This is a genomic window from Ensifer sp. ZNC0028, assembly GCF_000799055.1.
Classification (GTDB): domain Bacteria; phylum Pseudomonadota; class Alphaproteobacteria; order Rhizobiales; family Rhizobiaceae; genus Ensifer.
Genome location: NZ_JTLA01000090.1, coordinates 64,108 through 89,176 on the forward strand (window position 1 = coordinate 64,108; position 25,069 = coordinate 89,176).

The window sequence follows — 25,069 nt, forward strand, 5'->3', positions numbered from 1 at the left end:
TCGCAACTCCTTACTCAAACTGATGCGCGGTCTTCGGGGGAACCGAAGCGGATACGGAACCGGCGGTTCTCCTTACCCTTTTTCTCGATCTTGGCGATGTGGATGGCGCCGACTTCCTGCGTTTCCGACACATGCGTGCCGCCGCAGGGCTGGCTGTCGATCGCCGAATTCTCGCCGATGCAGACGAGGCTGACGCGCCCAAGGCCGATCGGCGGGCGAACATTCTTCGACTTGACGATGCCGGGGTTGGCGGCGAGTTCGTCGTCGGTGATCCACTGGACGTAAACGGGGTGGTTTTCGTCGACGAGCTTCATCAGCGCTGTCGTGACCTCGTCCCGGTCGATCGTCTCACTCATGTCGAAATCGACACGGCTCTCGTCCTCGCCGACCGAGGCTCCGGTAATCGGGAAGGGACAGACGACCGAAAGAAGGTGGCAGGCCGTGTGCATACGCATCAGCCGGTAGCGGCGCGGCCAGTCGATGTGCAGAACCAGCTTCTCGCCGATCTCGGGTGCCGGCTGGCCCTCGGCCGGCACGTGGACGATGATGTCCTTGGTCTGCCCATGGCGGGCGACCGCGATGTCGATGCGGCTGCCATCGGCGCGCTCCAGAAAGCCCGTGTCGCCGGGCTGGCCGCCGGAGGTGGCATAGAAGCAGGTCTGATCAAGCTCGATCCCGCCGTCTTCGAGGATTCCGGTGACATTGGCCTCGCAGGTCGAGAGGTAGAAGTCGTCACGGAAGAGGGCGGTCACGGTCCTGGTCATCGCATTCCTATCCAACTGATTCGTATGGCACTGCAATGTTGGAAGCCGTCTTCAACCACGTTGGCACCGGCAGCCCCTTGGAGGTGAGGAAGTCCGGGTTGAAGAGCTTCGACTGATAGCGGTTACCATAGTCGCACAGGATCGTCACGATCGTATGTCCCGGTCCGAGATCCTTGGCGAGCCGCACCGCGCCGGCGATGTTGATGCCCGTCGAACCGCCGACGCAGATGCCTTCCCGTTCGATCAGATCGAAGACGTACGGCACCGCTTCCGAATCGGGGATCTGGTAGGAGAAGTCGGGCGTGAAGCCTTCGAGGTTGGCGGTGATGCGGCCCTGGCCGATGCCTTCGGTGATCGAGCTTCCCTCGGACTTCAGTTCGCCATTGGTGTAGAAATTGTAGAGTGCGGCCCCTTGCGGATCGGCAAGGCCGATCTTGATCGCCGGGTTCTTCGCCTTCAGCCCTTGCGCGACACCGGCCAGCGTTCCACCGGAGCCGACGGCGCAGATGAAGCCGTCGACCTTGCCATCCGTGTCGCGCCAGATCTCGGGCGCCGTGGTCTCCACATGGGCGTCGCGGTTGGCAACGTTGTCGAACTGGTTGGCCCAGATCGCGCCGTTCGGCTCGGACTTGGCCAGTTGCTCGGCGAGCCGGCCGGAAATCTTCACGTAGTTGTTGGGGTTCTTATAGGGAACGGCCGGCACTTCGACGAGCTCGGCGCCAAGCAGCCGCAGGGCGTCCTTCTTTTCCTGGCTCTGGGTTTCCGGGATGACGATGACGGTGCGGTAGCCGAGCGCCTGGCCGACGAGCGCCAGCCCGATGCCGGTGTTGCCGGCCGTGCCTTCGACGATGACGCCGCCCGGCCGCAACTGACCGGTGCGTTCCGCATGGCGGATGATCGAAAGGGCCGCCCGGTCCTTCACCGATTGTCCGGGGTTCAGAAACTCGGCCTTGCCAAGGATCGTGCAGCCTGTCGCGTCGGAAACGGATTTCAGCCGGATCAGAGGCGTGTTTCCGATTGCTTCGAGCACGGACGGGAGAATGGCCATTTTCAGAACCTCGTGTTTGAGGACAGGCACCGCGGCAAGGCGGCACGTACCAGGTAAAAGCGAACGGCGGCCAGCGAATATCGACAACGTTCCGGGACCGCCGAAATGTTGGCGTGTTTTCGGCTCAGCCTGCACTTCAGGCAAGAAATAGCGTTTCGCCGTCGCTCTGTCCCGAACAAAAATCGTCTCCAGGGACTGCGAGAGCCGACGGCAAGGAGCGCTGCCGCGAAGAAGGGCCGGGCAAGTCATTTTTCGCCCACAGAAGGAGATGCGTACGTGTTTCCCGGCGCGTGCCGAGGAGTGAGTGATGAGTATTCAATCTACGAAATCGGAACAGAAGCTGGCTTGGGTAACGGGCGCAAGCTCGGGAACCGGGCGGGCACTGGCGCTTGCGCTGGTGCGCGAAGGTTACTCCGTCGTCGTGACGGCGAGAAACCACGACAGGCTCGTGGATCTGCAGCATGAAGCGGCAAGTGAGGGGCGGATCACCGTACTCGACGGCGATGTCACCGACCCCGCCGACATGGAGCGGGTGATGGCGGCGATCGAATACGATCACGGGCATCTGTCTCTCGTGGTGCTGAACGCCGGGGTCGCGCTGCCGGTGCGGGGAGACGAGCTTCACCGCGAGGCCTTCGAGAAGAGCTTTGCCGTCAACCTCAACGGCGTCGTCAACTGTCTCTTGCCGGCGGTGGAGCATATGAAGGCGCAGGGGTACGGACACATCGCCATCGTCTCGTCGGTGGCCGGCTATGGCGGATTGCCGACCAGTGCCGCCTATGGCGCCACCAAGGCCGCGCTGATCAATATGGCTGAAAGCCTGAAGTTCGATCTGGACCGGCTCGGCATCCGGCTGCAGATCATCAGCCCCGGCTTCGTCGATACGCCCGGGACCGCACATATCCGATTTCTGAGACCGGCACCGGTGACCAGCGAGGAGGCGGCAAGGCGTATCGTCGCCGGCCTGAAGTCGCGACGGTTCGAGATTGCCTTCCCGCGCCGCTTTGCCTACGCGGTGAAGCTCATGGACCTGCTGCCCTACAGCCTCTATTTCCGCGTGTTGAACTGGCTGACCCGCGGCAAGGCGGAGGCCATGGAAGGCAAGAAGCACGCCGGACCCGGCGGGCACCCGCGTCAGGCGGTGTGAAGCACCAGCACCGCGCCGAAGATGAGCGCCAGCCCGACCCAGCCGATCGGCTTCAGCTTCTGGCCGAACAGGAAACGGCCACAGATGGCCGTCCCGAAGATGCCGGTTGCGCCAAGCACGGCATACGCAATGGCGAGCTCCATGCCCTTGGTGGCTTCCGCCAGGAAGGCAAAGGCGGCGAGTACCAGCAGGATCGAGAGAATGCCCCAGCCACGGCGGGCGAACCCTTCCGATTTCGTCGATGCAAGGTTGGCCCCGATATCGAGGATGCCGGCCACGACCGCGAGAACGAAGTAGATGCTAGGCGCGCTCATCGGCGGCTCCTTCACGCGCTGCTTCGTCTTCCTCATGATACTCGCCGGCATTGACGAGCAGGATGCCGACGATCGCCATCGAAAGTCCGAGCATTTCGCGTCCGGTCAGCACATGGCCGAAGACGAAAACCGAAACCAGTGTGATGATGGCGACGCCCGAACCTTCCCAGATCGCGTAGGCGACGCCGACCGAAATCGTCTTCACGGCCTTCGCCAGAAAGACGTAGGAGAGCGCGATCGAGACATACATGACGATGTGGCCGAGGTAGGAGCCGCTTTCGGAAGCGGCCTTCATCACCGTCAGGCCCACCACTTCAGTCGCGATGGCGAGCGCGAGGAAAAACCATGCAAGACGCATGCTGTACCTTTGAACAGAAACTTGGATCGACCGCCTCTTAAGCGCTACCGGTGACGCGGTAAAGACGCGGCGTGCGCTTCACTCGAAGACGATCTGCCGGACATCGATGTTGCGGGCGCGGAACCCGGCCTCGCAATAGTAGAAGTAGAACTCCCACAGCCGCTTGAAGCGCAGGTCGAAGCCGAGCGGCTCGATCCTGCTCCAGACCGCCCAGAACCGCTCCCGCCATTCGCCGAGCGTGCGGGCATAGTCGACCCCGAAGCCGAAGTCGTTGATCATCCGCAGGCCGACATTGCGGCCAAGCTCGACCAGATGCTCGCGCGTCGGCAGCATGCCGCCCGGGAAGACGTATTTCTGGATGAAATCCGGATTGGAACGATACTCCTCATAGGATTCGGGCTTGATCGTGATGATCTGCAGTCCGGCCTTGCCGCCGGGTTTCAGGCACCGCTTCAGCTGCGAGAAATAGGTTGCCCAGAATTTTTCGCCGACCGCCTCGAACATCTCGATGGAGACGATACGGTCATAGGTGCCTGTTTCCTCGCGATAGTCCTGGAACTTCAGTTCGACACGGTCGGCAAGGCCGGCCCGCTGCATGCGCTCGCGGGCGAAGGCCAGTTGCTCGCGGCTGATCGTCAGCCCGGTGACCTTGCAGCCAATTTCCGCTGCTGCGAACTCGGCAAAGCCGCCCCAGCCACAACCGATCTCGAGCACGTGGTCGCCGGCACGCAGATTCGTCGCCTCGGCCAGCGCGCGGTACTTGGCTTTCTGCGCCGAGCGAAGATCGTTGGCGCCGGTGGCGTAGAGCGCGGACGAATAGGTCATGCTCGGATCGAGCCATTCGCTGTAAAACGCATTGCCGAGGTCGTAGTGGGCCTGGATGTTGCGGCGGGCACCGGAGCGGGTGTTGGCATTGCGCCAGTGCAGGAACTTGTCGAAGAGGCGCAGAAGCCCGCGCGCGCGGTTCGGGAAATTATTGCCGATTTCGGCGTTGACGAGGAAGAGTTCGAGAAAGGCGCCGACATCGGGACTGTCCCAATCGCCGTCGATGTAGCTTTCCGCGGCCCCGATGGTGCCGCCTGAAATGGCGCGCTGGGGCAGGTTCCAGTTGTTGAGATTGAGGATGGCTCTAGGGCCGGCCCTGGCGCCTTTGATCACCAGCCGGCGGCCATCTGGCGTGGCGAGCATCAGCGTTCCCACCTGAAGGTGCACCAGGGCACCAAGCACCATGCGCGCCTTGAGCGGAAAATCCCGCACGACCGTCGCCAGGTTGTCGGAAGATAGCTCCACCGCATCGGAAAATGCAGCAAAATCGGCTTCCAGGTTACGCATACACCACCCCCTCAGCTGTTGCATCCGTAAGGTGAGCCTAGCCGTAATCGGGCGAGACGCCAACTGAGGAATTCTACCGGAGGCTCTATGGCCCCTCGGAACCTCCCGGCGCGCTTGTGATCTGCCGGAACGCCGCCAGTGCCCGATCCCGCGCAACGGCATGGTCGACCATCGGTTTGGGATAGGTCGTGCCAAGTTCGATGCCGGCTTCCGCGAGGGCTGCGGGCGGGGCTGCGAAGGGCCGATGGACATAGCGCGGGGAAAGGCGCTCCAGTTCCGGCACGAAGCGCTTCACATAGAGACCATCGGGGTCGAATTTTTCGCCCTGCAGCAGCGGATTGAAGATTCGGAAGAACGGTGCGGCGTCCGCGCCCGATCCGGCGACCCATTGCCAGCTTGCGCCATTGTTGGCCGGATCCGCATCGACCAGCGTGTCACGGAACCACGCTTCTCCCTTGCGCCAGTCGACGAGCAGGTCCTTGATGAGAAAGGAGGCGACGATCATGCGGACGCGATTGTGCATGTAGCCGTGACGCCACAGCTGGCGCATGCCGGCATCGACGATCGGGTATCCGGTGAGGCCCTTGGTCCAGGCGGTGAAATTGTCCTCGTCGTTCAGCCAGTGGAAGCGGTCGAATCGACGGTCGAGGTTGCGGCGGGGGAGCTCAGGATAATGAAACAGCAGATGGTAGGAGAATTCGCGCCAGGCGAGCTCCTTGCGGAAGGTGGCGGCCCCTTCGCCGCTGTCGGCCTGGGGGCCGGCTGCCGCATGCCAGGCCTGCGCCGGCGAGATTTCTCCAAACGCCAGATGGGGCGAGAGCAGGGATGTGCCATCCGCATCGGGAAAGTCGCGGCGACGTTTGTAGGCGTCGAGCTTTTCGTCGATGAATTCTTCGAGGCGGGTGGCCGCGCCGTCTTCGCCCGGCGTCCAGACCTCGCTGAATGTTGCTGCCCAGTCCGGCTTTGTCGGTAACAGCGACCAGTCGTCGAGGCGCTCCGATCGCGGCCAGGTTTCCGGTGCTGCAATATGGTGCGGCCGGTCGATCGGCGGTGCCGGCTCGTTTTTCAGCTCGAGCGCGCGCCAGAACGGCGTGAACACGCGGTAGGGGCCGCCCGTGGTCGTCAGCAGCCGCATGGGCTCGTGCAGCAACTGTCCTGCAAAGCTCTCGGCGGTGATGCCCCGTTCGGCCAGCGCCTTCTTAAGCGCGGTATCCGTGGCGATGCCGCTCGGGTCGTAGCGGCGGTTCCAGTAGATGCGCTCCGCGCCGCTTGCGCGCGCGATCTCGACGATCACGTCCAGCGGCGTGCCTGATCGAAGAACGAGGCTTGAAGCGCACTCGGTAAGACTTGCGCCCAAAGCTTCAAGCGAATGGTGCAGCCACCACTCCTGAGCCGCGCCGAGCGGACCGTTGCCGCTGTCGGCGGGTTCGCGAATATAGAGGGGAATGACGGCGGCTTCGCCGGCAGCGGCCGAAAGGGCGCGATTGTCGGCCAGGCGAAGATCCTTGCGGAACCAGACGATGATGGGCGGCGCCGCGGCCTTTGTCATGGAGAACCATCGGGAGGTTGGGGATTGATCACCCAGGGAACATAGGTGCAAAATGAAAAAGAGCCATTCGCATCGCTGCAAATGGCTCTTTTAGAAAGTGGCTCCCCGGGCCGGAGTTGGCTCCGTTTGTGATCGCGGCTACCAATCAAGAAATTACAGTAGGTTGACCGCTATTTTCTCAAGTTCTGAAGTTGGGAATGTAGCCAAAATGTAGCCGAAATGTAGTCCGTTATGGCTCCCATAGGGGCCGCGCCGGTAGCGCGACGAAAGCGCGCACCCTCGACCTGAGAAAAAATCAGTTTGCGGAGATCAGTTTGCGGATACGGTCGACCGCCGTGCCGCGCGATTTGGCGGCGAGGTATTCGCGCTCGAGGCGGTCAAGCAACGGTTGCGCGATGGGGCCGCGCCTGTCGACGAGCTCGGCGCAAATCAGCAGCATCTTCTCGATGCGCTCGATCGAGATTTCCGGTGCCTGGCTCATCCTACTCTCCAGGCTTCGGTTGTTTCCTCGCACTCAAGGCCGGGACCACCGATCATGCCGGCGCGTGCGCGATCGCGACGCTTCTGGTTTTCCTTGTGCGTCACCAGTTCCGTGTGCTCGGGGTCGGGATTGACGCAAAGGCGGTTGCGGCATTTGTGGTCGAGTTGCTTCTTTCCGGGAATGTAGCCGTGCTCATTGGTCCACATGACCAGGTGGACAGCGACCGTCTGGCCGCCGAGCGACATGCGCGGGTAGTTCTTGCCGCGGCCTTTGCTTCCCGAAGTCGGTCCCTGCCAGATCCAGCAGCCGGTGACGGGGTCGATAAAGACCCTCGCCATGATCTTTTCGCGGATCTCGTCGCGACGGCTCAACATCATCCGTGCCGCCTCCAAGCATCGAAGGCGTTGACCAGGTTGCGCCAGCGTGCGGCGGCGACCTGGTTGTCGTCCAACTCGCGGCGGGAAGAGATGTTGAGGATGGAGCGGACCTTAGTCGCGGCGCGTTCCTTCGTGAGCGGCCGCTGGAGGCCATGACGCTCCTCAAGGAATTTCAGGAAGGCCGGCTCGCTGCACTTCATGGCGCATTCGGCGGCGAACTGCTTGGGCTTGGGCTGCTGCGCAGAAAGCCTCTGGCGCAAGTCCCGGATCTCGTTAAAGGCATACTGCAGCAGGAAGTCCATCGCCCGCATGTAGGTCGGTGCGTGCGTCATGATACGGCGATCGTCATAGCTGCAGGCCGGCAGAAGGTGGGCTATCGGCTCCACCTCGCCTGTTAATGTGTCCTTGGCGCAGATCTCGGCGAGGCCGCTCTCGATCTCATAGGATTCGCACCATTCCTCGCTGGCAAGACCGAGCAGCTGGCGTGCGTCCTGGTACTTCTCCTTCGCAAGCTCAAGGTTCATCGACCGACCTCGTCGCAGAGTGGGCCATTCGCGATTTCCAGCAGCACGTTGGCGTGGCAGGGGGTGCCGAGCTTGCACCAGCAGGCGAGGTTTCGACCGCGTAGGGCTTTGATGATGTCAGTCCTGGTCGGGACCGGGTCAATGAGACGGCTGTTGTGAGGGCCGGTGACCGTGACGTCCGCGCGGAAGCGCTCTACCGCATCGGCGATTGCCTCTTCCTTGCTCGGCCATGTCGCCGCAACGCTACGGTGCGCCACCATCCAGCGCTCGCTTGGCGGCGCATACTCGTCGCGGTCCACTCGGTAGTGGTTTCCGAAGCGCGTGGTGCGGTCGACCTTGACGGCCGGCAGTCCGTTGAGGGCGAGGCTGGTGGCCTGAAGGTCAAAGCCCTTGCTGCGGGATAGCTGAAGGCGAACGGGCTTCGTCACTGCCGCGGCCCTCCGATAATAACCGTCTGGCACTTGCCATTGGCGCCTCTGGAAACAGCTTCGGCAAGGGCGCGCGGAAGGGCGCGCTCCATAGCGTTACGAAGCTCTTTGCGGTGACGCGGATCGGCGACCGAGGAGAGAACTGCCGCTTGCACGCTGACAAGAGCACCGCAGAGCGCATTCATGATCGGCGCATCGAACGTCTTTCCGGTCTCCTGGATCGCGGCGTCGATCGCGTCGGCAAGAATTTGCGCTTGGCGGGCTTCTTCCGCTTTCCACTTTTTGAAGGCTTCCGGTGTTGGTGTCATCGGCGCACCTCCGGAAAGCCGTTGTGCTCGACGCCGTCGAGGAGGCGGCCGGCTTCTCTCTTGCCGACGTGGCGCATCGCCACGACATTGCTGGCGTCAGCCGGGTACTGATCAAGTTTGCCGTTGGCGTTGGCGATTAGCTCGCCAATACGTGCGGTGGCGGGGTTCCAGAACTCCGTGATGGTGATCCGTGTCGGGGTGAAAGCGCCCCACTGTTTGAACAGAAGCGGCACGCCGGCGGCGGCGCACTGGTCGCGCAGGGATCGTGCCCAGTCTGGATGCATCGGCCGGGCACCGCGGCCGCTCTCGCCGCCGACGACAACCCAATTGAGCCATTCCGGACGGCTGCGGTAGATCCCATGCGAAACCACTTGAGTTTCGCCATCCTCGGTGACCACCCGACCGATGTTATTCCACGCTGGGATAAATCGACCTTCGATTAGTTCCTGTTTGCTGGTGCACCTCTGGTACGAACCGGCTGTCCCCATGGGATGCTGGCCGTTTTCGATCGCGCTGCGCAGCCAAGCGTCCGGTCCGCGCCCGTATTCCGTCCGCCAGAAATCCTCGACCTGTTTGCGCACCTTCTCCGGAACCCATTGCGGCCACGAGAACGTATCCCACGCCCTTTTCGGGCCTTTGATGTACCCGGGAAGAAAGGCGCGAAGGTCGAGCGAACCAAGGAGCGGTTCGGCGCTGATCCAGCGCACGGCGGAAGGCGTGTCGAGTAGGATGGGAATGCGTTCGTCGGCGCGCTTCTGATCCTCAACTGAGACGCCGAGCCAGACATTTGGGAGCGGAAGGCCACGATCACCTGCGATACAAATATCAGCAGACCAGGTTGCGCCATCTTCCGAATCGATGCGGCAAGCCGCCCCCATCAGTCTGTCCAGTAATCCGCCGTCGCACAGATAATGTCGCATGCGCTCCGGTCGCTTTGTCAGCACCTGGAAGGTGTGCTGCGGCGCCAACGCCATGACGGCGAAGATCTGGTCAATCCATTCGTCGGGGACGCCCTCGGCGAAGAGATCGCCATGGGCGCAGACGAAGATCATGCGTGGCTTTTTCCAGCGCAGCGGCTCGTCGAGCCACTGCGGATTGAAGCGGACTTCACCGGTCCAGACCGGACCGGCCTTCGTATCGCGGGTCAGGCCTTCGCGGCTCGGGTGGTTCCGCAGCCGCGTGCCGGCGAGCTTCATCGCATAGCAATTGGTGCAGCCCGGCGAGACGACGGCGCAGCCGGTGATCGGGTTCCAGGTCGCATCGGTCCATTCGATCTTGGTGCCGTCAGCCATCCGCCGTCTCCGCCTGGGGTGATGGCCCGAGAACTTCGGCGAGCTTGGCCTGCTGCCATTCTCGGACCGCAGCCGGCCCCTTCTCGAAGATTGCGTCGGGCGTGATGAAGTCCAAATAGGTAGGGCCATCGCTGATCGTTTCGCAGTCGGTCTCGGAGACCGGCGGCAAATTGAAAGTGACGCCCGGGCTTTGATTGATGCATGCGGCAATGAGTGCAGCGATTGCGTTGACCTGGTCGTCGGGCTGGAAGCCGTTGCTGTCGACGGTCAGGACGTCCCGCCCATCTGCATCAAGGATTACGCCGCACTCTTCTTTGGATACGTGCAGCGGGAGCTTTACGCCTTGGAGTAGGAAGGCGTCGTTGAGAGTGGGTTGGGTGTTCAAGCTCATGGCCGAAACGTCCTAGGCGCGCGGGCCATTACGCTGCCCTCCCTGTACGCTCGTCGATAGCCTTGACGTGCATGGTGATGCGCGGGAGCGAGATGGGGCGGACGTCATAGCCGCCGCCCTCACGGCCGTGGCGGGAGAAAACGACGATGCGGCGGGCGTCTTCGCGGATACCGCGCTTTTCGGATGCGCGCCACTGCTCGCAACGGGCATAGACATAGTCGTGCATCACGTGATCCATCACGCCAAAGGTCTCGGCGAGGCGGACGATCGTCATGCCTGCGAGGAAGCCGGCGCGCACGGCGGGTTCCTTCAGCATGGCTGGCGAGCTGGACAGGCCGGCACGCGAGCGGCGGAGGCCGACGACGGGGTGAGACATCTTCATGACAGCACTCCCACCGGAGCGAGGAGGCACGCATGCAGCTGGCCCATGTCGCGGGCCGGGTCCTGGTCGGGCTGGCGCGAGAAGTAGGCGTGGGCGCTCTCGGCGATCGAAAGGCAGGCGATCTCCTCGATCGGCCGCTCGAAGACCTCGGAGATGACGCGCAACCGCTCGGCGGTCGCGACGTCGATATGGACGGTGATGTGCGACATGGTTCCTCCTGTCGCCGCCTCAGTGGCGGGGGTTGATGAAAAGATCGAAGAAGAGATCTTGCAGGTGCGCGCGGTCGATCCCGTGTGCTTCCGCCGTCTCGCGGAATTCACGCGTCGGGTGGACGAGGCAAACGATCAGCGCCTTGCGCTGCGCGTCGGTGACGTCAGCTTCGGCGAGCTGGCTGAGGACGAAATGGGCGCTGCGGCCGGGTGTGGCGCTCGGCGGGGCGGGCTCCGCCTTCGGGACGAGGGTGAGGACGGGCGCGGTCATGTGCGGGCGTCCGACTTGAACTGCCATTCCTTGCGCAGCACCGTGTTGGTGGCGAGGCCGGCGGAAAGCAGCATGGACATCAGCAGCGCCAGGATGGCGCATGCGACGAAGAAACGGGTGGGGCAGGCTTCCAGCCGTGCCTTGTGATAGCCGGTAAAGCGATCGTTCATGACCAGAAGCTCCAGAGAATGACGAAGTGAAGAGGGAGGGTTGCGGCGATGCCGGCGAGCACGCCGCGCACGATCCAGACAGGCAAGTCGCTTACAGGGGACGGCTGCGGATCGTGGCGGCGGGCTCTCCTCGCCATGGCGCTTTACGCCGCTTGGGCCATGGCGGTGGCAAGCTCGGTGGCACGCGAGCCGAACATCTCGATCTGTTCGGTGCGGAAGCCCTTCAGGCGCAGATCATCGGCCGTGCAGCCGTCGCCGACGTCGATCATGGCCTGCGCCATGCGATTGATGGTGTTTCTGGTGTTCAGTCCGCCGTTCGGTTGCATGGCGATTTCTCCGCTTTCGGGTTGGTGGAACCTCCCGGGCGGCGCGGAGAATGCTGAACCTGTTCCGCGCCGCCTTCAACGAGGAGGCATGCGGACATTAATGCGGACAAATAACCGCTGTCAATCAGAAAATGAGGACAAACGACCGCGTTGCGGTTATGGTGCGGTCGACCGCAGTTTCGATCAGAGGTGAAAAGTGATTCGTTTAATCGGTGTTTCCGCCGCCATATTCCTTAGCGCGCAAGGCGTCGCAGCCGCGGCCATGGATCTGTGTGGATCCGGGAAGCGGATCAATTGCGTAGTGGATGGAGACACATTCTGGCTGCGGGGGGGGGAAAGTCCGCATTGCGGACGTCGATACGCCTGAGATCAGTCAACCTTCGTGCGAATCAGAGTTGCAGCGTGGCGTGGCGGCGCGTGATCGATTGCTGGCCCTTCTGAATGAAGGTCCGTTTCAGCTGGTGGTTTCCGGTCGTGCCGTCGACCGCAATGGCCGTAAGCTTCGCATCGTTGTTCGTAACGGACGTTCCCTCGGCGACCAGCTCGTCGCGGAGGGCTTGGCGCGAACTTGGGATGGAAAACGTAGGCCCTGGTGCGACTAGGCTACTTGAGGCCGAACTGCGCTTTGGAGACGAGCTTATCGTCTTGGAACATGGCGTTCATGTTCCCGCCCATGCTATTCCCGGCCCACATGAGCATCACCGTTTTGATCCCGCCAATGTCGGTGTTGCTCATCTCCTCGCCCTCGCAACCAAGCACGCTCACGGCCTGGTCGTAGGTCATCCCGGAAGCCAGGGCGTTGTAGTGGGCCTTCGTCACCTTGCAATCTGATGCAAACACGGGCGCGGCCGCCACTGACATCAGGGCGGCCAGGATGATGCTTGTTTTCATAAAACGTCGTTCTCCTACTCTAAGTCCGGGATCTTGCCGTGTTTAAAAAGTTCCACGGGAGGGCCGTAATCGCCGACCGCTGGATCGGCATCTCGGGCCCATGCGATCACACCGGCATGTTGAGTGGCGAGGGCGCGAGCTTCGCGTACGGCGCGCTCTTCGGTCTCGATCTGCTTCGGTTCGAAAGCGGGTATCAGCTCGCCGTCACCATTTTCGTCGAACGCCATCAGTACGATCAATTTGCTCGCGCTCATTGGCTACCTCACCGTTCCGAACTTTCTAAGTACCCGCCCGACAATGAAGAGATCCTCGGAATTCCATTCCTTGGTCGCGTGACGCGGGTTATCGGACATCACTGATACAATCTGCTGCTCTGCGCCGGGTTTGCTTGAAACCTCCAGGCGCTTCACGACGACGCCTCCGATCTCGTCGAGCACGGCATACAAACCAGGGGGAGAGGGCCATCGGTGGCGCGTATCAATGAACACGACATCACCCTCGTCGAGGGTTGGCTGCATCGAATCACCTTGAACGGGGATGATTGCCACGTCCTGCGCAGCAAGGCCGAGGGCGATTAATATAGCGGGTGGTAGGCGCCAGTAGTCCCGAACGTGTTCCGCCGCAAAGGTCATCCCATGACGACCTGGAACCCCTTCTGAAACGATACTCAACCCGCCGCCGCCCATGCCGCCCGTGACGTCTATCTGCGCGGAAGCGCCGGCAGGGACGCCCTGCAGCCCAGTTTCGGAGCCCATGGTCATCTGGTTTTCGTGGGGAACGTCGTGGTCGTGAGCGTCAGGGTCGAAACTGGACACAATCCGAGGTTTTGTTGCTTGTCGCGGCTTTTCAGCTGGCAGAAGCTCGGTAACTCCTACACCTAGACCTGCCGCGATTTTCTGCAGGGTATCGCCGCGGGGTGAGTTTCCGCCGCGCTCGAAAAGCTTGCGAAAATAGCTTCGCTCCAGCCCGGCAGCCTTCGCCGCGGCCTCATAGGTGAGGCCCTTCTCGTCGATGATTTCTTTGATGCGTTCTATCACTGGCGTGCTCATGCGCGGATTATCGTCCGCATTGGGGTTTTGTGAATGCGGTCTTTTGGCCCTTGACAAATGCGGTTAAATAGCCGCATTTCTGACCGCATGGTTTTGAGAGAGCAAATCGTTGCCGTTGCCGATGTCTTTGCCGATGCCCGTGGCATAGGGCGAAAGCGCGTTTCCACGCTCGTGTTGAACCGGGGCTCCAAACTCGACGATATCGCGTCGGGGGGAGATCTCGCGACCGGCACTTTTGAACGGGCGATGCTTTGGTTTTCTGAGAATTGGCCCGAGGGTGCCGAGTGGCCCGCCGGCGTGCCGCGTCCACGCGTAATGGCGGAGGCGGCCGAATGACGATGTTTCCCAGGCAAGGCGTGAAAAGCATGGAGCTCCTCCCTCCCGTGTGCCTTGCTGCCTGGCAGGGGCGCGACACCTCCTCCCGTCGCGCTCCTGCCTTTTCTTTTCTGACTGCCTACGCATGCGGGCCTCCCTGATCTGATGGCCTGACCTTAGACCGCCTTCGCGCGGCTCTCACGGAATCCTTTCGCTCTCAATTTTTCCTTGACCTAACTCAGGGGTGTTTTCGTGCGCTCTGTTTCTGACTGCAATTCCATCATCAAGGCGGCGACCGCCTCGGCCTATGAGGCTGTCGGCGGCGTCAGCGCTGCGGCAAACATGCTCGGCGTCGGCTCGTCGTCGCTGACCAAGTACGCTTCGACCGGCGACGAGTGGGCGTCCAGCTTCATCCGCTTCGATCTCGCCGTGCAGCTGGACCGGCAAAGCCCGCACCCGTTTCTCCTTAGCGCCATGTCGCAGCTCGTGAGCGAAGAGAAGCCGGCGAGCCTCGGCAAGATCACCGCCAGCGCGATCCTCAAGCTCGACGGCGTGCTCGACGACGTCGTGCGCGAAGTGGCCCGCGCGATCGAGGATGACGACCACGTGGACGCCGCCGAGAAGCTGGCGATCCGCAACCGCATCAACGCCGCCAAGCGCTTCCTCGCGCAGCTCGACGCCATGCTGGTGGGTGCGGGCTGATGGAGTGGGGTGAAATCGACGTCCATAAGACGGTTTCCGATATCTGCGACCTGCTGCCCGACGATGAGGTCAAGGGGTTTTCGCTCTTGCTGACGACGGCTGCCATCTTCGCGCTGGAGCTCGGGCACGACGACGACCAGGCACTGGCGAGCTTCATCGCCGCGCTACGTGAAGTTCGCGCCAAGAGCGAAAAGCAGGGGGTGCACTGATGTGCTGCACCCTGAACGTCCGCCTTTCCAGTGAGGCTCGCGCCTTCCTCAGAACCGTCCGCAATGCGGGCGGTTCTCTTCATGTCGAGCAAGACTGGCAGATCCCGCTCGCGAAGGAATGCGCCGCGCATGCGCTGCTCGGTTTTGCCGGCGGCACGATTGGCGCCGTCCCGCGTAGTTCCCGCGTCGAGATGACGGGCAGGGGATATGACTACCTCGATCGCCTGATGAGGGCGCACTGATGGTGCTCTCGCTTCCCCGTCAGATCCTCGTCGAACGCGTGCTGCAGCTTTGGCGCGGCGGCCAGCGCGACACCCATGCCATCGCCGCCGAACTTCGCCTCGATGAGCGCGAGGTCTGCCTGATCATCGAACAATCGGAAGGACGCAAGCCGTGAGAAGGATTGAAATTTCGCGCGCCGATCTACGCGCTGATGTGGAAGCCGGCCCCGCGCCGATGCTGGAATGGATCGATATCGACCGCCTCGTTGTTGACGACAGCTATCAGCGCGACCTGAAGCGCGCGAACTGGACGTCGATCCGAAGCATTGCTGCTGAGTTCCGCTGGTCGATGTTCTCGCCTGTGTTCGTAGCGCCAGTCGAGGGGGGGGGCATACGCGATAATCGACGGCCAGCATCGCACCCATGCGGCGGCGATGTGTGGTTTCAGCCAGGTGCCTTGCCAGATCGTGCAGATGACGCGCGGCGAGCAGGCGGCAGCCTTCGCGGCCGTCAATGGCAAGGTGACCAAAGTCACCGTTTGGCAGCTCTTCAAAGCGGCGATGGCGGCGGGCGAAAAGTGGGCGAAGGAAGCCGACGAGATCGCCCGCGAGGGCGGGTGCAAGATCCTGACCTACGGCAAGAGCCCGAAGGACAAGAAGCCGGGCGAGATCTACTCGGTCAAAGGCTTCGTCAAGCTGATCGAACAGCGACCCCGCGGACTGATCGTGGCGGCCCTGAAGTTGGTGCGGGCCGCCGACGGTTATGGCGACAATCCGGACGCGTGGGACAGCACGTATCTGATGCCGCTGCTGATGGCCATCACCGAGCGACCAGCCGCGATCGCGAATCCTGGGTTCGCGCGGGCTTTCGAGGACTTCGACGTCTGGGAGTTGGTCGATCGCGACGATGCCGAACGGAAGGAGAAAAGGCGGCTGGGGATCGACTATCCGCCGCGCTCCGAGACGCTGCGGGCCGGCGTGCTGGAGTGGATCGACAAGACCTTTCCGGCGCGTGTCGGGCTTCCAAAACCCGCAGGCAAAGCCGAGATCATGGGGCGCATCGGCGCCCTGAAGGCGGGTTGATATGAGCGAGTTCGACCCGTTGGCCGTGAGCGGCCGGATGGCTGCAGCCGGTGACGATACACCGGCGCCGACTTCGTGCGAGCGGCCGGGCCGCGAGGTTTCTTCCAACCAGGTCGCACGTGACCAGCTGCGTGCCTTCATCGAGCGGATCGAGCGCTTGGAGGAGGAAAAGTCGACCATCGGTGACGACATCAACGCCGTCTACGCAGAAGCGAAAGCCACCGGTTTCGAGAACAAGGCAATCCGAAAGATCATCGCGATCCGAAAGAAGAGCCTCGACGAATACAACAACGAAATGGCGGTTCTCGACACCTATCTGGTCGCGCTCGGGATGCTGCCCGGAGGCGACGATGACTGATGGGTGGAAGTCCTCATTCGAGGTGAAGATCGGCAACAGTGACTTGCCTGATGCGCTGCTTGTTAGCGAGATCCATGTGGGCCACCGTCTCCGCACGGTCGACCAGGCGAAGGTCGATGCACTCAAGGTCTCGATTGAAGAGTTGGGGTTGCGAACTCCGATTTCCGTCGTCAGGTCTCCCGATGCGCCATCACAGCTGAAGCTCGTTGCCGGCGCACACCGTCTCGAAGCGATGAAGCAACTCGGCCGCGAGTACATCGCTGCTATCGTTCGCAGAGAAGACGATCTCGACGCCGAGCTTTGGGAGATCGACGAAAACCTTTGCCGGGCTGAGCTGACGCCGGCCGACCGGGCGCTGTTCGTGTTCCGCCGCAAGGAAATTTACCTCATGCGGCACCCGGAAACGGGCCATGGAGGGGAGAGGGCAAGTCGCCAAGTTGGCGACTTGCGACCTGACGAGCCGAAGCGGTTTACCTCGGCGACGGCCGAGGCGACCGGGCAATCCGAACGTGCCATCCAGCGCGACGCCGAGCGTGGCGAAAAGATCTCCGAAAAGGCGCTGCGCATGCTGCGCGGCACGCGCCATGACAAGGGCAACGTGCTCGACCGGCTGAAGAGTATGCGCGGCGAGCAGGAGCAGGAAGTTTATGTCCGCGCCTTGTTCGATGCCGACAAGGCGACCGAGCATGAATCCAAGCAGATCCGGACCGATAAGCTAGCGACGAAGCGGGCCGTCCGCATCGGCGTCATCAACGCAATCGCCCAGCATGGCAAGCGTGCCGCCGGCGAGATGCCCCGCGCAGCGTATGCGGTCGGCTATGCTGACCCGCCGTGGGAGCAGGAAGCCTGGAGTGAGGAGACGGGGCAGGACAAGGGTCTGATGTACCCGCCGATGCCGCTCGACGAGATCAAGGCCCTTTGCGCTGGCGACAAGAGCCCGTTCACGCGCGATGCGATCCTGTATCTCTGGGTCACCACGAACCGCCTCGACGACGGCATCGCCGTGCTTAAGGCCTGGGGCTTCGAGTTTGTCTCCGCCATCACTTGGGACAAGCAGCATATCGGTATGGGGCGCTGGGTCCGCGACCGGACCGAGCATCTCCTGATCGGCAAGCGCGGCGATTTCCCGGGCCTCATCATGGGGACGCAGCCGGAAAGCCTCTACTCCGAGGCGAAGGGTGCCCATAGCCGCAAACCGGTCTGGTTCGCCGAGATGATCGAACGGCTGTTCCCGGAAATGCGGAAGCTGGAGCTTTTTCAGCGCAAGGCGAGCCTCGGTGAAGGCGACATTCGGCTGAATGGCAGTTGGGATTTCTGGGGGTTCGAAGCCGGCGAGGGTGAGGCGATCTCGGTGGAGTCGACTGCTGCGGCCGCGACGGCCGATCGGCTCGCCGAAGCGCTGATCGATGCCAAGCTGGCGCCAAGCAGCGCTGTCCTGCATTTCGATCGCGGGTTGACCAACCCCGCGAGCGTGAGCCTACCGTCCAGGCTCTTCCGCTTCCCTATCGAGTTCATGAGTGCGGAAAGAGGCGGCGACGAAAGTCGGCTGCTGTTGCGTCATCCGTTGCTCTGGCAGGTTTCTGACGTCGTCGATTTCCTGGTTGAGGTCGAAAAGAAGACGGGTGTCCGACCGGTCTGGGAGCCTCTAGACGAATTCGGCCGCGACTTCGGCGAGAGGTGGCGCTGGTATCACGCCGTTGATCTCTGCAACGATCGGTACTGGCAAGGGTTGATTGAGACCATGCGGTTCACAGACCGCGACAAGGTCTTCGCCGCTGTCCAGATCGGTCTGGATGGGAAAAGTCTGTCGCTCAAGAACGCGCGTGCGATCATGTCGGAGCTTGAGAGCGCCGAACCGTCGACAGCTTTGAGCGTCGAACTGATGCTCGGCAATGCGCTCCGGCCTTACCAGCATGACAAGCGAAAGCTGATCTCGCCGAACATCGCCGTACGCGACGAGGCGGGCGCCTGGATGGTCATCCATGGTCTTGAAGATGGGTTCTTCAACTACGCCGGCAACTACCTATCGGTGACGCCGGACGGCATGGCGCGCCGAAAAGCCGCCGTCATTCCTGCCGGCGTTGAGCCGGCTCTTCCCCTCGAAATGGAGAGCAGCGATGAAGCTTGAAACGACTGCGCGTATCCTGAAGTCCGCTTTGACCGTCGTTGGCCGCGTGGTCGACAAGAGAACCACCATGCCGATCCTCGCCATGGTCAAGTTCGCCGATGGCGCCGTGACTGGCACGGATCTCGACAATGAAATCTCGGTGAAGCTGCCGGCGAGCGGATTTGAAGGCGCTGCCTGCTTGCCGCTGCATTCGCTCGCGCGCCTGGTCGCGCATCTAGCGCCGGACGAGCTCGTGCGGATCTCCGGCGACGGCAACGGTTCGACAATCAGCTTTTCATCCGGCCGCTATGACCTGCCTTCGATCGATGCCGGCGATTTCCCGGTGTTCAGTATGGCGGAGCCGCAACCGATCGCGCTCGACGGCGACCGCCTGAAGAAGGCTGTCACTTTCGTCGCGCCGTTCATCTCGAACGAAGAGACGCGCTACTACCTTAACGGGGTTCATATCTCCGAGGATGCGGCTGTAGCGACGGATGGGCATCGTCTCGGGTGGCATGCGCTCGGCTTCGAGGGGGGGGCATTCGGCAAGGCGATCCTCCCGCGGCGTCTCGTCGAAACGCTGATCGCATCGCCGCCACCAAAGTCGGCGGCGATGGACAAGGCCGGCAGCAGGGTCGCCTTCGAGATGGAGGGTATGTCCGTGCGCTCCAGGCTCATTGACGGGTTGTACCCGGACTATCGCCGCGTGATTCCGAGTATGTCCGAGAATGCTGCGCGGCTTGTGGTCGATCGACAGTCTCTTCTGCGAACCATGGCGCGAATTGCGGCGCTCAGGAAGCGCTACGGCGCTGATGTGACGCTTGCATGGGACGACGCGCGCCTGGCCGTTGCCACCAAGTTCAGCGATGGCGAGGCAACGGCTCGCGAGACGCTGTCGGTGTTGCGGCCGTCCACCGGTGGCACCTCGACGTACAACTGCCACTACCTCGCGGCGGCTATGCGCTGCCTGCGGTCTGAAGTCGTCAACATGTTCTGCGAGGATGGCCGCAGCCCGTCTGTCTGGCGCTGCGATGAAGACAGCATGATCGTGCTGATGCCCATGCGTGGCTCAAATGAGGATATCGCGACCAGCCTGCTGACCTCGCTTCAGGCGGGAAATCGGTTGGATGCGGCGGCATGACGGGACTGTTGCCGATCGTCGAGGAGCTGCTTGACGCTGCTGAACATTCGGAGCGCGCCCGCTGGTTGCTCGGCGTGCCTCTCGACGTGTTGACGCGTGAGCGGGTGCCGATCCGTCACGCGCTGGTCAAAGCCAATTTTCACGAGGGGCTTGCCTATTTCGAAGCCGAGATCGCGGCGCTGTGCGCGGTGCGCGGCCGTGATGGGTTGGCTCCGGTCACTGTTCGAACGACGCGGTAATACGCGCGCATCGGAGTTCAAGTCATCGCGCGCGGAGGGGCGCTGCAAGCCGAAGGGGATAGAAATGATACCGCTCGAACGCGCTAGCCAGCGCCGTTCCCGCTCTGCTGCCATGAGCGGCAATATGACCGATCTGAAGGCGCTCGCCGCCGTGTTTCTCTGGAAGTCCGGGCATTTCGACACACTCGACATCTCCGACGCGCTTGGCGTTGGCGAGGACGCCGTGTGCCGGACGCTTGCGGCCGCAAGGCATATCGAAAGGGGCGGGCAGTGAGCATCGCCATCATGTCACAGCTATTCAAGGCGCATCTCGGCTCAACCGGGCGCAAGATGCTTGCCGTTCGCTTGGCGGACTTCGCCGACGACGACGGCAAGGGCATCTGGCCGACGGTTGGCCGGCTTGCGCGCGAGACCGAACTTTCCGAGCGCACGGTGCAGCGGACCCTTGCCGAGTTCGTCGACGAGGGCCTTTTGATCGTCGTGAAAAAAGGCGGCAGCCGCCCGGGAGAGGGCACGCGCTACGACTTCAACATGGCGGTTCTGGCCCGTCTACCGTCGTCGAAATCGGTTGCCGACGGGTGTCATGGTGTCACCCATGACACAGTGACACCCATGACACCGGCGACAGCTACGGGTGACACTGACGACACTTACGGGTGTCACGGTGACACCCAAACCGTAATAGAACCACCAATAGAACCATCAGAGAGAGAGGGTGCGCGCGAAGATGATTTGAAGGATCGGGATGATCCCTCGAAGTTCGGCAAGCGGGTCAAGGCGCTGGAAATGGGCTCGGCTAACAATCCGTGGCCGGGAGCAATCGCCTCGTCGACGGCATGGGCTCTCCAGCAGTTCGAAAAGCTGACACCGGAAGAGCGTCGCATGGCCGAAGAGCGTCGGGACGCGTATCTCGCCGAGTGCAAGGCGCAGAAGGTCAAGAACGTCGCTCTGGGCGTCTACCTTCGCGACAAGAAGTTCATCGATGTGGCGGTGACGGCCAAGGCGCAGGCCTCGTCCACGAAAATCGTTGTCCCTTCGTTCGGGCCTGTTTGGGCCGGGATACGGGCGCTGGCGCTCCTGAAAGGCCCCGAGCATGTCGACGTGCCGCTCGACGTACGCGATCGTGTCAAGCAGACCTTCGAGGCACTGAGGCGCGCTAGTGAGGCGCGCGCCATGGCCTATCTCGCTGGCAAGGGCATATCCGTCGGTCACGACGGCGAATTGATCTTCCCCGAAGGCTTCAATGCGGCAGAGCGCGGCCGGCGTGAGCTGGAGAGCGGCTATCCAGCCGTCAATCGCTTGCACAAGATGGCGATGGGCTTCGAGCGCGGATCGGAAGAGGGGCGCTTCCAGGCTCTCGCCGATCTCTGCGAGGCGGTGCCAGTGGGCTCGGAAGTGTTCGAGCTGTGGCGCGATCATCACGCTCGCATGAACTGGCCGTTCGTGCCCGACGCCGGGTCGATGCGTGTCGTCTACTTCCCCAAAGGCGGGCCGGCTGGCCTGGAGCAGTTCGAAATCGCCGCGCGCGCGGCCGTCGCAGAGGACCGGAGCCATGATGATGCAGCATAAGTTTGACCTTGCGGGAGGCCAGCGTGGCGAGATCGTAGGAGCGCCGATCGGTACCGGTGGAAGAGATTGCTTCCGTGAGCGCATGCGCAGAATCACCGACAGCATGCTCGACGAGGGCGCTCTAGTGACGCTGAATTGCCGAATCAATGGCGGGAAGGCGCCATGGTTCGCATTGCGGGTCTGGACTGGCCGAGAGAAGGCTGTGGAAAAGGCGCTCGAAGAGATGGGTATCAGGTCGCTCGTGCCCATGCGCAAGGGGCCCGATTACCGTCGTCGCGGTCGTATCATCAAGGGCCAACTGGTGCCCGTCATTCATGGTTACGTGCTCGTGCAGCTGCTGTCGAGGCCCGAGTACCTTGCCGGATTGCAGGGCGTTGAGCATGCGATCGACGTGCTCGGAGGCTGTGAGAGGCCGAGGCGCTTGAGTGATGTAGAAGTCAACAGATTCAATATGCTTGCGTGCGGTGGTGAATATGATTTCGAGCGCCCGGCGGAGATCGTCGTTGGCGCTGGAGATCGCGTCCTGATCACCGCTGGACCGTTCGGAGGCATGACCGCTCACGTCGTCACGCCGAACAGGAACAGGCGTGGTGATGTGGTCGTCTCGGTCAGCATCATGGGCGGTGAGGTGCCGGTGACGGTCCCTCTTGCATTGCTCGAAAGGTTGTGAGAGTCATTTCGCCATTGGACTAGCTGATGATCCCGTAGTGAGCCTCTGTGAACGCACGAGAGTGTGGGGCCAAGAGCCCGAGGTTGGTACACCGGTCAGCCCCAGCCCTGACAGTCTCCCAAGCGAGACGCTTCGATTTAGGGCCAGTGCGAAAGCTATGACTAGAACGACAGGCGGCCGAGAGGTCGCCTTTTTCATTTAAAGGATATGGGCAGGCTCACCACCATCAAGCCAAGGCTAGGCACACTGGCACCACGATTGGGCCGAGCGCCTGGTGATGAGAAGGCAAGGCTTGCCGAGCGCGACCGCAACGTTGGTTGGCGCAGCTGGTACAAGACGGCGCGATGGCAGAAGCTTCGCATGCGTGTGCTGATCCGAGATCACTTCACGTGCCAAATGGTCGGATGCGGACGCATCGAGCCCGAGACCTCGCAACTCGTGGCGGACCACAAGATCCAACATCATGGCGAAGAGGCGATGTTCTGGGATGAGGGCAACCTCCAGTGCCTTTGCAAGCCCTGCCATGACAAGCTGAAACAGAAGCAGGAGCGGGCGCAGCCGCACCGATAGGGGGGTGGGTCGAAAGTCTGAACGGCCTCGCCGCCTAGACCCGCGCCCCTCTCATTCAGAGATTTTTTAATCGTGACCGAAGTTTTTGACCTCTTTGGCAACCCCTATGTGGAGAAGCCAACCAAACGGGGCAGGCCTCCGCACGATGTCACGCTGAAAACTCGCAACAGAGTCAACATGTTAGTGGCGCTCGGGTGGACTAACCCTCGGATTGCCTTGGCGATGGGCGTCACTCTTCCCACGCTGCACAAGCATTATTTTTACGAGCTGCGCCAAAGGGAGGTTGCTCGCGATCGCCTTGAACTCCGCCGGCTTGAGATGGCGTGGGACCTGGCGGAAGCCGGCAACGTCGGCGCGCTCAAGGAGTTCGGCAAGCTCCTCGAGCGCAACGATCGGATGGAAGTCGAGCGTGAGCTTGGCTCTTCGCCCAAGCAGCCGGAAGAGAAGCCTGCGGCGCCGGAGCGTGTCGGAAAGAAAGTTCAGGACGCCCAGCGGGCGCTCGACGCCGATGCCGACTTGATGGCCGAGCTGGAGCAGGAAGCAACTCAGAATGCTCGACACCACTGAGGAAGATCTGCCGCGGTTCGCATGTCCAGACTGGTGGGAGAAACTACAGGCCGGCGAAACGCCGATGGCGGACGTGCCGCTCAACAAGCAGCGTGCAGGGAAAGCCCTGGCGTTCTTCAATCGTCTGAGGCTGCCAGACATACCCGGAAATCCGCCGCTGGCGGAGGCGTGCGGCGACTGGTTTCGAGACATCCTTTGCGCATTCCTTGCCAGCGAGGACCCGGAGACGCAACGGCGTCTGGTCTGGGAACTTCTCTGCATGGTGCCGAAGAAGAATTCGAAGACGACCTATGTCGCGGCGCTGGGTTTGACCGCGCTCTTCATGGAGGAGGCGCCAAACCGCCAGATGCTGATCGTGGCGCCAAGCCAGAACATATCCGAGCGCTGCTTCGAGCAGGCTCAGGGCATGATCCGGATCGACCCGAAGCTTAGCGATGTCTTCAAGGTGCAGGACCACCTGAAGTGCATCACCCGCACAAAAACGGGCACCAAGCTCAACGTGAAGACCTTCGACACGTCGATCGTCACGGGTGAAATTCCGGTTCTGACCATCATCGACGAGTTGCACGAGCTCGGGAAGAACGCCAAGGCGACACGCGTCATGCAGCAGATCCGCGGCGGTGGTATCACCAAGCAGCGCGGTCAGGTGCTGATGATCACGACACAGTCCGACGAGCGTCCCGCTGGAATCTGGGAGACCGAACTTAAAAAGGCCCGTGCCATCCGTGACGGCAAGGGCGGCGCGGCTCCGATCATGCTCCCGGTGCTCTATGAGTTTCCTCGGGAGAAGCAGCTCGATCAGGATTATTGGCGCGATCAAAAGAACTGGTCCTTCCTGCTGCCGAATCTGGGTCGCTCGATCGATCCGCAGGCGCTGATCGACGACTATGAGAACAACGGCAAGGTCAGCAAGGAAACGGAACAAGTTTGGACCAGCCAGCATCTGAACATCGAGATCGGTGTCGGTCTCGGCGGCGATGCCTGGTCCGGCGCCATACATTGGACGGACTGCATCGACGAGAAGCTGACCGGGCTGGAAGATCTGCTGGCGCGCTCTGAAGTTTGCACGCTTGGAATCGACTGGGGCGGTGCAGACGACTTAGCCGGTCTCTACGTCATTGGACGTGAGATGAAGACAAAGCGCTGGCTTGGATGGGGGCGGGCGTGGGCGCGCGAGACCGTCTTCGAGCGCCGGAAGAGCATCGCGGCGCAGCTTCGCAAGTTTGCAGAAGATGGTGACTTGGTCATCTGCGCATCGGGAGAGGAGCAGGCGGCATCGGCCGCCGAGATCTGCCAGCGCGTGGCAAACTCTGGTCTTCTGCCGGAAACCTCCGGGATCGGACTTGATAGCGCCGGCGTTGCGCTTTTGCTGGATGCCCTGGAGGGTCTCGGCCTTGAGCATCCGCTTGTCCAAGCGGTGATGCAGGGATGGAAATTGCAGACGGCAATCTCGTCGGTCCCGTTGAAGCTCGAAGATCGCCGGTTCCTGCATGGCGACCAGCCGATCATGGCCTGGTGCGTCGGCAATGCAAAACAGACGCTCAGAGGCAGCAATTACGTGGTGACCAAGGAAGTGTCCGGCGCCGCGAAGATCGACCTCCTAATGGCATTGTTCAACGCGGCGATGCTGATGTTCATGAACCCGGAAGCCAAGCGCGAACCGGAGTTTCAAATGCTGGTTTTCGGCTAAGCGCCCCAAGAGGAATCC

At 62.1% G+C, this 25,069-nt stretch carries 37 protein-coding genes and 2 pseudogenes; 17 read left to right on the forward strand and 22 right to left on the reverse strand.

Annotation, left to right across the window (positions count from 1 at the left end; all coding sequences use genetic code 11):
• Window positions 1-14 precede the first annotated feature (14 nt).
• Complete coding sequence (locus L981_RS20775) at window positions 15-764, reverse strand: alanyl-tRNA editing protein (protein ID WP_043620399.1); 750 nt, start codon at window positions 762-764, stop codon at window positions 15-17.
• A gap of 7 nt (window positions 765-771) precedes the next feature.
• Window positions 772-1,812 carry a cysteine synthase A gene (locus tag L981_RS20780; protein ID WP_043620402.1) on the reverse strand — a complete coding sequence of 347 codons (1,041 nt, stop codon included), beginning with the start codon at window positions 1,810-1,812 and terminating at the stop codon, window positions 772-774.
• Window positions 1,813-2,116: 304 nt separating this feature from the next.
• Between L981_RS20780 and L981_RS20785 the strand changes: the two genes are divergently transcribed.
• Entirely contained in the window at window positions 2,117-2,959 is an 843-nt protein-coding gene (locus tag L981_RS20785) for an SDR family oxidoreductase (protein ID WP_245281675.1), read from the forward strand.
• Here L981_RS20785 and L981_RS20790 read toward each other — a convergent pair.
• The 17 genes from L981_RS20790 to L981_RS20860 all read right to left on the reverse strand — a co-directional run bounded on the left by L981_RS20790 (window position 2,947) and on the right by L981_RS20860 (window position 11,671).
• Window positions 2,947-3,273: an SMR family transporter gene (locus L981_RS20790; RefSeq protein ID WP_043620407.1), complete on the reverse strand. Its 327-nt coding sequence runs from the start codon at window positions 3,271-3,273 to the stop codon at window positions 2,947-2,949. The two genes, L981_RS20785 and L981_RS20790, sit on opposite strands and share 13 nt — an antisense overlap.
• Window positions 3,260-3,631 (reverse strand): SMR family transporter, encoded by a 372-nt coding sequence (locus L981_RS20795; RefSeq protein WP_043620410.1) that lies wholly within the window; start codon window positions 3,629-3,631, stop codon window positions 3,260-3,262. Before L981_RS20795 ends, L981_RS20790 begins: the two co-directional genes overlap by 14 nt.
• Before the next feature lie 78 nt (window positions 3,632-3,709).
• Entirely contained in the window at window positions 3,710-4,963 is a 1,254-nt protein-coding gene (locus tag L981_RS20800) for a cyclopropane-fatty-acyl-phospholipid synthase family protein (protein ID WP_156134176.1), read from the reverse strand.
• 85 nt (window positions 4,964-5,048) lie between these two features.
• Window positions 5,049-6,512: a deoxyribodipyrimidine photo-lyase gene (locus L981_RS20805; protein ID WP_043620416.1), complete on the reverse strand. Its 1,464-nt coding sequence runs from the start codon at window positions 6,510-6,512 to the stop codon at window positions 5,049-5,051.
• Between the two features lie 295 nt (window positions 6,513-6,807).
• Window positions 6,808-6,993, reverse strand: a complete 186-nt coding sequence (locus L981_RS20810) for a hypothetical protein (protein ID WP_192370806.1) — start codon at window positions 6,991-6,993, stop codon at window positions 6,808-6,810.
• Window positions 6,990-7,367, reverse strand: coding sequence for an HNH endonuclease signature motif containing protein (locus L981_RS20815; protein ID WP_043620517.1), 378 nt, complete (start codon window positions 7,365-7,367; stop codon window positions 6,990-6,992). The genes L981_RS20810 and L981_RS20815 overlap by 4 nt, the downstream gene beginning before the upstream one ends.
• Complete coding sequence (locus L981_RS35190; RefSeq protein ID WP_052201908.1) at window positions 7,367-7,894, reverse strand: hypothetical protein; 528 nt, start codon at window positions 7,892-7,894, stop codon at window positions 7,367-7,369. The genes L981_RS20815 and L981_RS35190 overlap by 1 nt, the downstream gene beginning before the upstream one ends.
• Window positions 7,891-8,322: a DUF4326 domain-containing protein gene (locus L981_RS20825; protein WP_043620418.1), complete on the reverse strand. Its 432-nt coding sequence runs from the start codon at window positions 8,320-8,322 to the stop codon at window positions 7,891-7,893. Before L981_RS20825 ends, L981_RS35190 begins: the two co-directional genes overlap by 4 nt.
• On the reverse strand, window positions 8,319-8,630 hold the full coding sequence (locus L981_RS20830) for a hypothetical protein (RefSeq protein WP_043620421.1): 312 nt from the start codon (window positions 8,628-8,630) through the stop codon (window positions 8,319-8,321). The genes L981_RS20825 and L981_RS20830 overlap by 4 nt, the downstream gene beginning before the upstream one ends.
• Window positions 8,627-9,922: a phage Gp37/Gp68 family protein gene (locus L981_RS20835; RefSeq protein WP_043620424.1), complete on the reverse strand. Its 1,296-nt coding sequence runs from the start codon at window positions 9,920-9,922 to the stop codon at window positions 8,627-8,629. The genes L981_RS20830 and L981_RS20835 overlap by 4 nt, the downstream gene beginning before the upstream one ends.
• Complete coding sequence (locus L981_RS33375; RefSeq protein WP_052201909.1) at window positions 9,915-10,313, reverse strand: hypothetical protein; 399 nt, start codon at window positions 10,311-10,313, stop codon at window positions 9,915-9,917. The genes L981_RS20835 and L981_RS33375 overlap by 8 nt, the downstream gene beginning before the upstream one ends.
• 28 nt (window positions 10,314-10,341) lie before the next feature.
• A complete protein-coding gene (locus tag L981_RS20845) occupies window positions 10,342-10,695 on the reverse strand; it encodes a hypothetical protein (protein ID WP_245281676.1) in 354 nt (117 codons plus the stop codon).
• Entirely contained in the window at window positions 10,692-10,904 is a 213-nt protein-coding gene (locus tag L981_RS20850; RefSeq protein ID WP_043620426.1) for a hypothetical protein, read from the reverse strand. Before L981_RS20850 ends, L981_RS20845 begins: the two co-directional genes overlap by 4 nt.
• Before the next feature lie 19 nt (window positions 10,905-10,923).
• Entirely contained in the window at window positions 10,924-11,175 is a 252-nt protein-coding gene (locus L981_RS20855) for a hypothetical protein (protein ID WP_052201910.1), read from the reverse strand.
• Window positions 11,172-11,345, reverse strand: a complete 174-nt coding sequence (locus tag L981_RS35195; protein WP_197067174.1) for a hypothetical protein — start codon at window positions 11,343-11,345, stop codon at window positions 11,172-11,174. Before L981_RS35195 ends, L981_RS20855 begins: the two co-directional genes overlap by 4 nt.
• Complete coding sequence (locus tag L981_RS34640; protein WP_156134177.1) at window positions 11,342-11,482, reverse strand: hypothetical protein; 141 nt, start codon at window positions 11,480-11,482, stop codon at window positions 11,342-11,344. Before L981_RS34640 ends, L981_RS35195 begins: the two co-directional genes overlap by 4 nt.
• 6 nt (window positions 11,483-11,488) lie before the next feature.
• The gene (locus tag L981_RS20860) at window positions 11,489-11,671 is read right to left on the reverse strand and encodes a hypothetical protein (RefSeq protein ID WP_043620432.1); all 183 of its coding nucleotides are present in this window, start codon (window positions 11,669-11,671) and stop codon (window positions 11,489-11,491) included.
• Window positions 11,672-11,976: 305 nt separating this feature from the next.
• Here L981_RS20860 and L981_RS33960 point away from each other — a divergent pair, with 305 nt between their 5' ends.
• Window positions 11,977-12,273: a thermonuclease family protein gene (locus L981_RS33960; protein WP_371258900.1), complete on the forward strand. Its 297-nt coding sequence runs from the start codon at window positions 11,977-11,979 to the stop codon at window positions 12,271-12,273.
• A 1-nt stretch (window position 12,274) separates the two neighbouring features.
• On the opposite strand, the gene L981_RS33380 is transcribed toward L981_RS33960, so the two are convergent.
• From L981_RS33380 to L981_RS20875, 3 genes are read right to left on the reverse strand one after another with little or no spacing between them, the layout of a single operon-like run.
• Window positions 12,275-12,562: a DUF3862 domain-containing protein gene (locus L981_RS33380; RefSeq protein ID WP_052201911.1), complete on the reverse strand. Its 288-nt coding sequence runs from the start codon at window positions 12,560-12,562 to the stop codon at window positions 12,275-12,277.
• 14 nt (window positions 12,563-12,576) lie between these two features.
• Window positions 12,577-12,816, reverse strand: coding sequence for a hypothetical protein (locus L981_RS20870; protein ID WP_043620435.1), 240 nt, complete (start codon window positions 12,814-12,816; stop codon window positions 12,577-12,579).
• Window positions 12,817-12,819: 3 nt separating this feature from the next.
• A complete protein-coding gene (locus tag L981_RS20875; RefSeq protein ID WP_043620438.1) occupies window positions 12,820-13,611 on the reverse strand; it encodes a LexA family transcriptional regulator in 792 nt (263 codons plus the stop codon).
• A gap of 567 nt (window positions 13,612-14,178) precedes the next feature.
• Here L981_RS20875 and L981_RS20885 point away from each other — a divergent pair.
• The 15 genes and pseudogenes from L981_RS20885 (at window position 14,179) to L981_RS20950 (ending at window position 25,051) form a co-directional block, all read left to right on the forward strand.
• The gene (locus tag L981_RS20885; RefSeq protein ID WP_043620444.1) at window positions 14,179-14,628 is read left to right on the forward strand and encodes a hypothetical protein; all 450 of its coding nucleotides are present in this window, start codon (window positions 14,179-14,181) and stop codon (window positions 14,626-14,628) included.
• Window positions 14,628-14,837: a hypothetical protein gene (locus L981_RS20890; protein WP_043620446.1), complete on the forward strand. Its 210-nt coding sequence runs from the start codon at window positions 14,628-14,630 to the stop codon at window positions 14,835-14,837. Before L981_RS20885 ends, L981_RS20890 begins: the two co-directional genes overlap by 1 nt.
• On the forward strand, window positions 14,837-15,079 hold the full coding sequence (locus L981_RS20895) for a hypothetical protein (RefSeq protein ID WP_043620449.1): 243 nt from the start codon (window positions 14,837-14,839) through the stop codon (window positions 15,077-15,079). Before L981_RS20890 ends, L981_RS20895 begins: the two co-directional genes overlap by 1 nt.
• Complete coding sequence (locus tag L981_RS34645) at window positions 15,079-15,234, forward strand: hypothetical protein (RefSeq protein ID WP_156134178.1); 156 nt, start codon at window positions 15,079-15,081, stop codon at window positions 15,232-15,234. The genes L981_RS20895 and L981_RS34645 overlap by 1 nt, the downstream gene beginning before the upstream one ends.
• 210 nt (window positions 15,235-15,444) lie before the next feature.
• Window positions 15,445-16,140, forward strand: a pseudogene (locus L981_RS33390) (ParB N-terminal domain-containing protein); the annotation flags it as partial.
• A gap of 112 nt (window positions 16,141-16,252) precedes the next feature.
• Window positions 16,253-16,498 (forward strand): annotated as a pseudogene (locus L981_RS35820) (DUF2312 domain-containing protein); the annotation flags it as partial.
• Entirely contained in the window at window positions 16,491-18,626 is a 2,136-nt protein-coding gene (locus tag L981_RS33965) for an MT-A70 family methyltransferase (RefSeq protein WP_082006103.1), read from the forward strand. The pseudogene L981_RS35820 and the gene L981_RS33965, both read left to right, overlap by 8 nt.
• Window positions 18,616-19,746 carry a DNA polymerase III subunit beta gene (dnaN, locus tag L981_RS20915; RefSeq protein WP_043620452.1) on the forward strand — a complete coding sequence of 377 codons (1,131 nt, stop codon included), beginning with the start codon at window positions 18,616-18,618 and terminating at the stop codon, window positions 19,744-19,746. The genes L981_RS33965 and dnaN overlap by 11 nt, the downstream gene beginning before the upstream one ends.
• Entirely contained in the window at window positions 19,743-19,985 is a 243-nt protein-coding gene (locus L981_RS20920) for a hypothetical protein (RefSeq protein ID WP_052201914.1), read from the forward strand. Before dnaN ends, L981_RS20920 begins: the two co-directional genes overlap by 4 nt.
• A 124-nt stretch (window positions 19,986-20,109) precedes the next feature.
• On the forward strand, window positions 20,110-20,259 hold the full coding sequence (locus L981_RS20925) for a hypothetical protein (RefSeq protein ID WP_245281678.1): 150 nt from the start codon (window positions 20,110-20,112) through the stop codon (window positions 20,257-20,259).
• Window positions 20,256-21,554: a helix-turn-helix domain-containing protein gene (locus tag L981_RS20930; RefSeq protein ID WP_043620458.1), complete on the forward strand. Its 1,299-nt coding sequence runs from the start codon at window positions 20,256-20,258 to the stop codon at window positions 21,552-21,554. Before L981_RS20925 ends, L981_RS20930 begins: the two co-directional genes overlap by 4 nt.
• Complete coding sequence (locus L981_RS20935) at window positions 21,538-22,224, forward strand: transcription termination/antitermination protein NusG (RefSeq protein ID WP_245281679.1); 687 nt, start codon at window positions 21,538-21,540, stop codon at window positions 22,222-22,224. Before L981_RS20930 ends, L981_RS20935 begins: the two co-directional genes overlap by 17 nt.
• Before the next feature lie 360 nt (window positions 22,225-22,584).
• On the forward strand, window positions 22,585-22,794 hold the full coding sequence (locus tag L981_RS35640; protein ID WP_245281680.1) for an HNH endonuclease: 210 nt from the start codon (window positions 22,585-22,587) through the stop codon (window positions 22,792-22,794).
• 72 nt (window positions 22,795-22,866) lie between these two features.
• Window positions 22,867-23,361, forward strand: a complete 495-nt coding sequence (locus L981_RS20945) for a hypothetical protein (RefSeq protein ID WP_043620464.1) — start codon at window positions 22,867-22,869, stop codon at window positions 23,359-23,361.
• A complete protein-coding gene (locus tag L981_RS20950; protein ID WP_043620467.1) occupies window positions 23,345-25,051 on the forward strand; it encodes a terminase large subunit domain-containing protein in 1,707 nt (568 codons plus the stop codon). The genes L981_RS20945 and L981_RS20950 overlap by 17 nt, the downstream gene beginning before the upstream one ends.
• Window positions 25,052-25,069 lie beyond the last annotated feature (18 nt).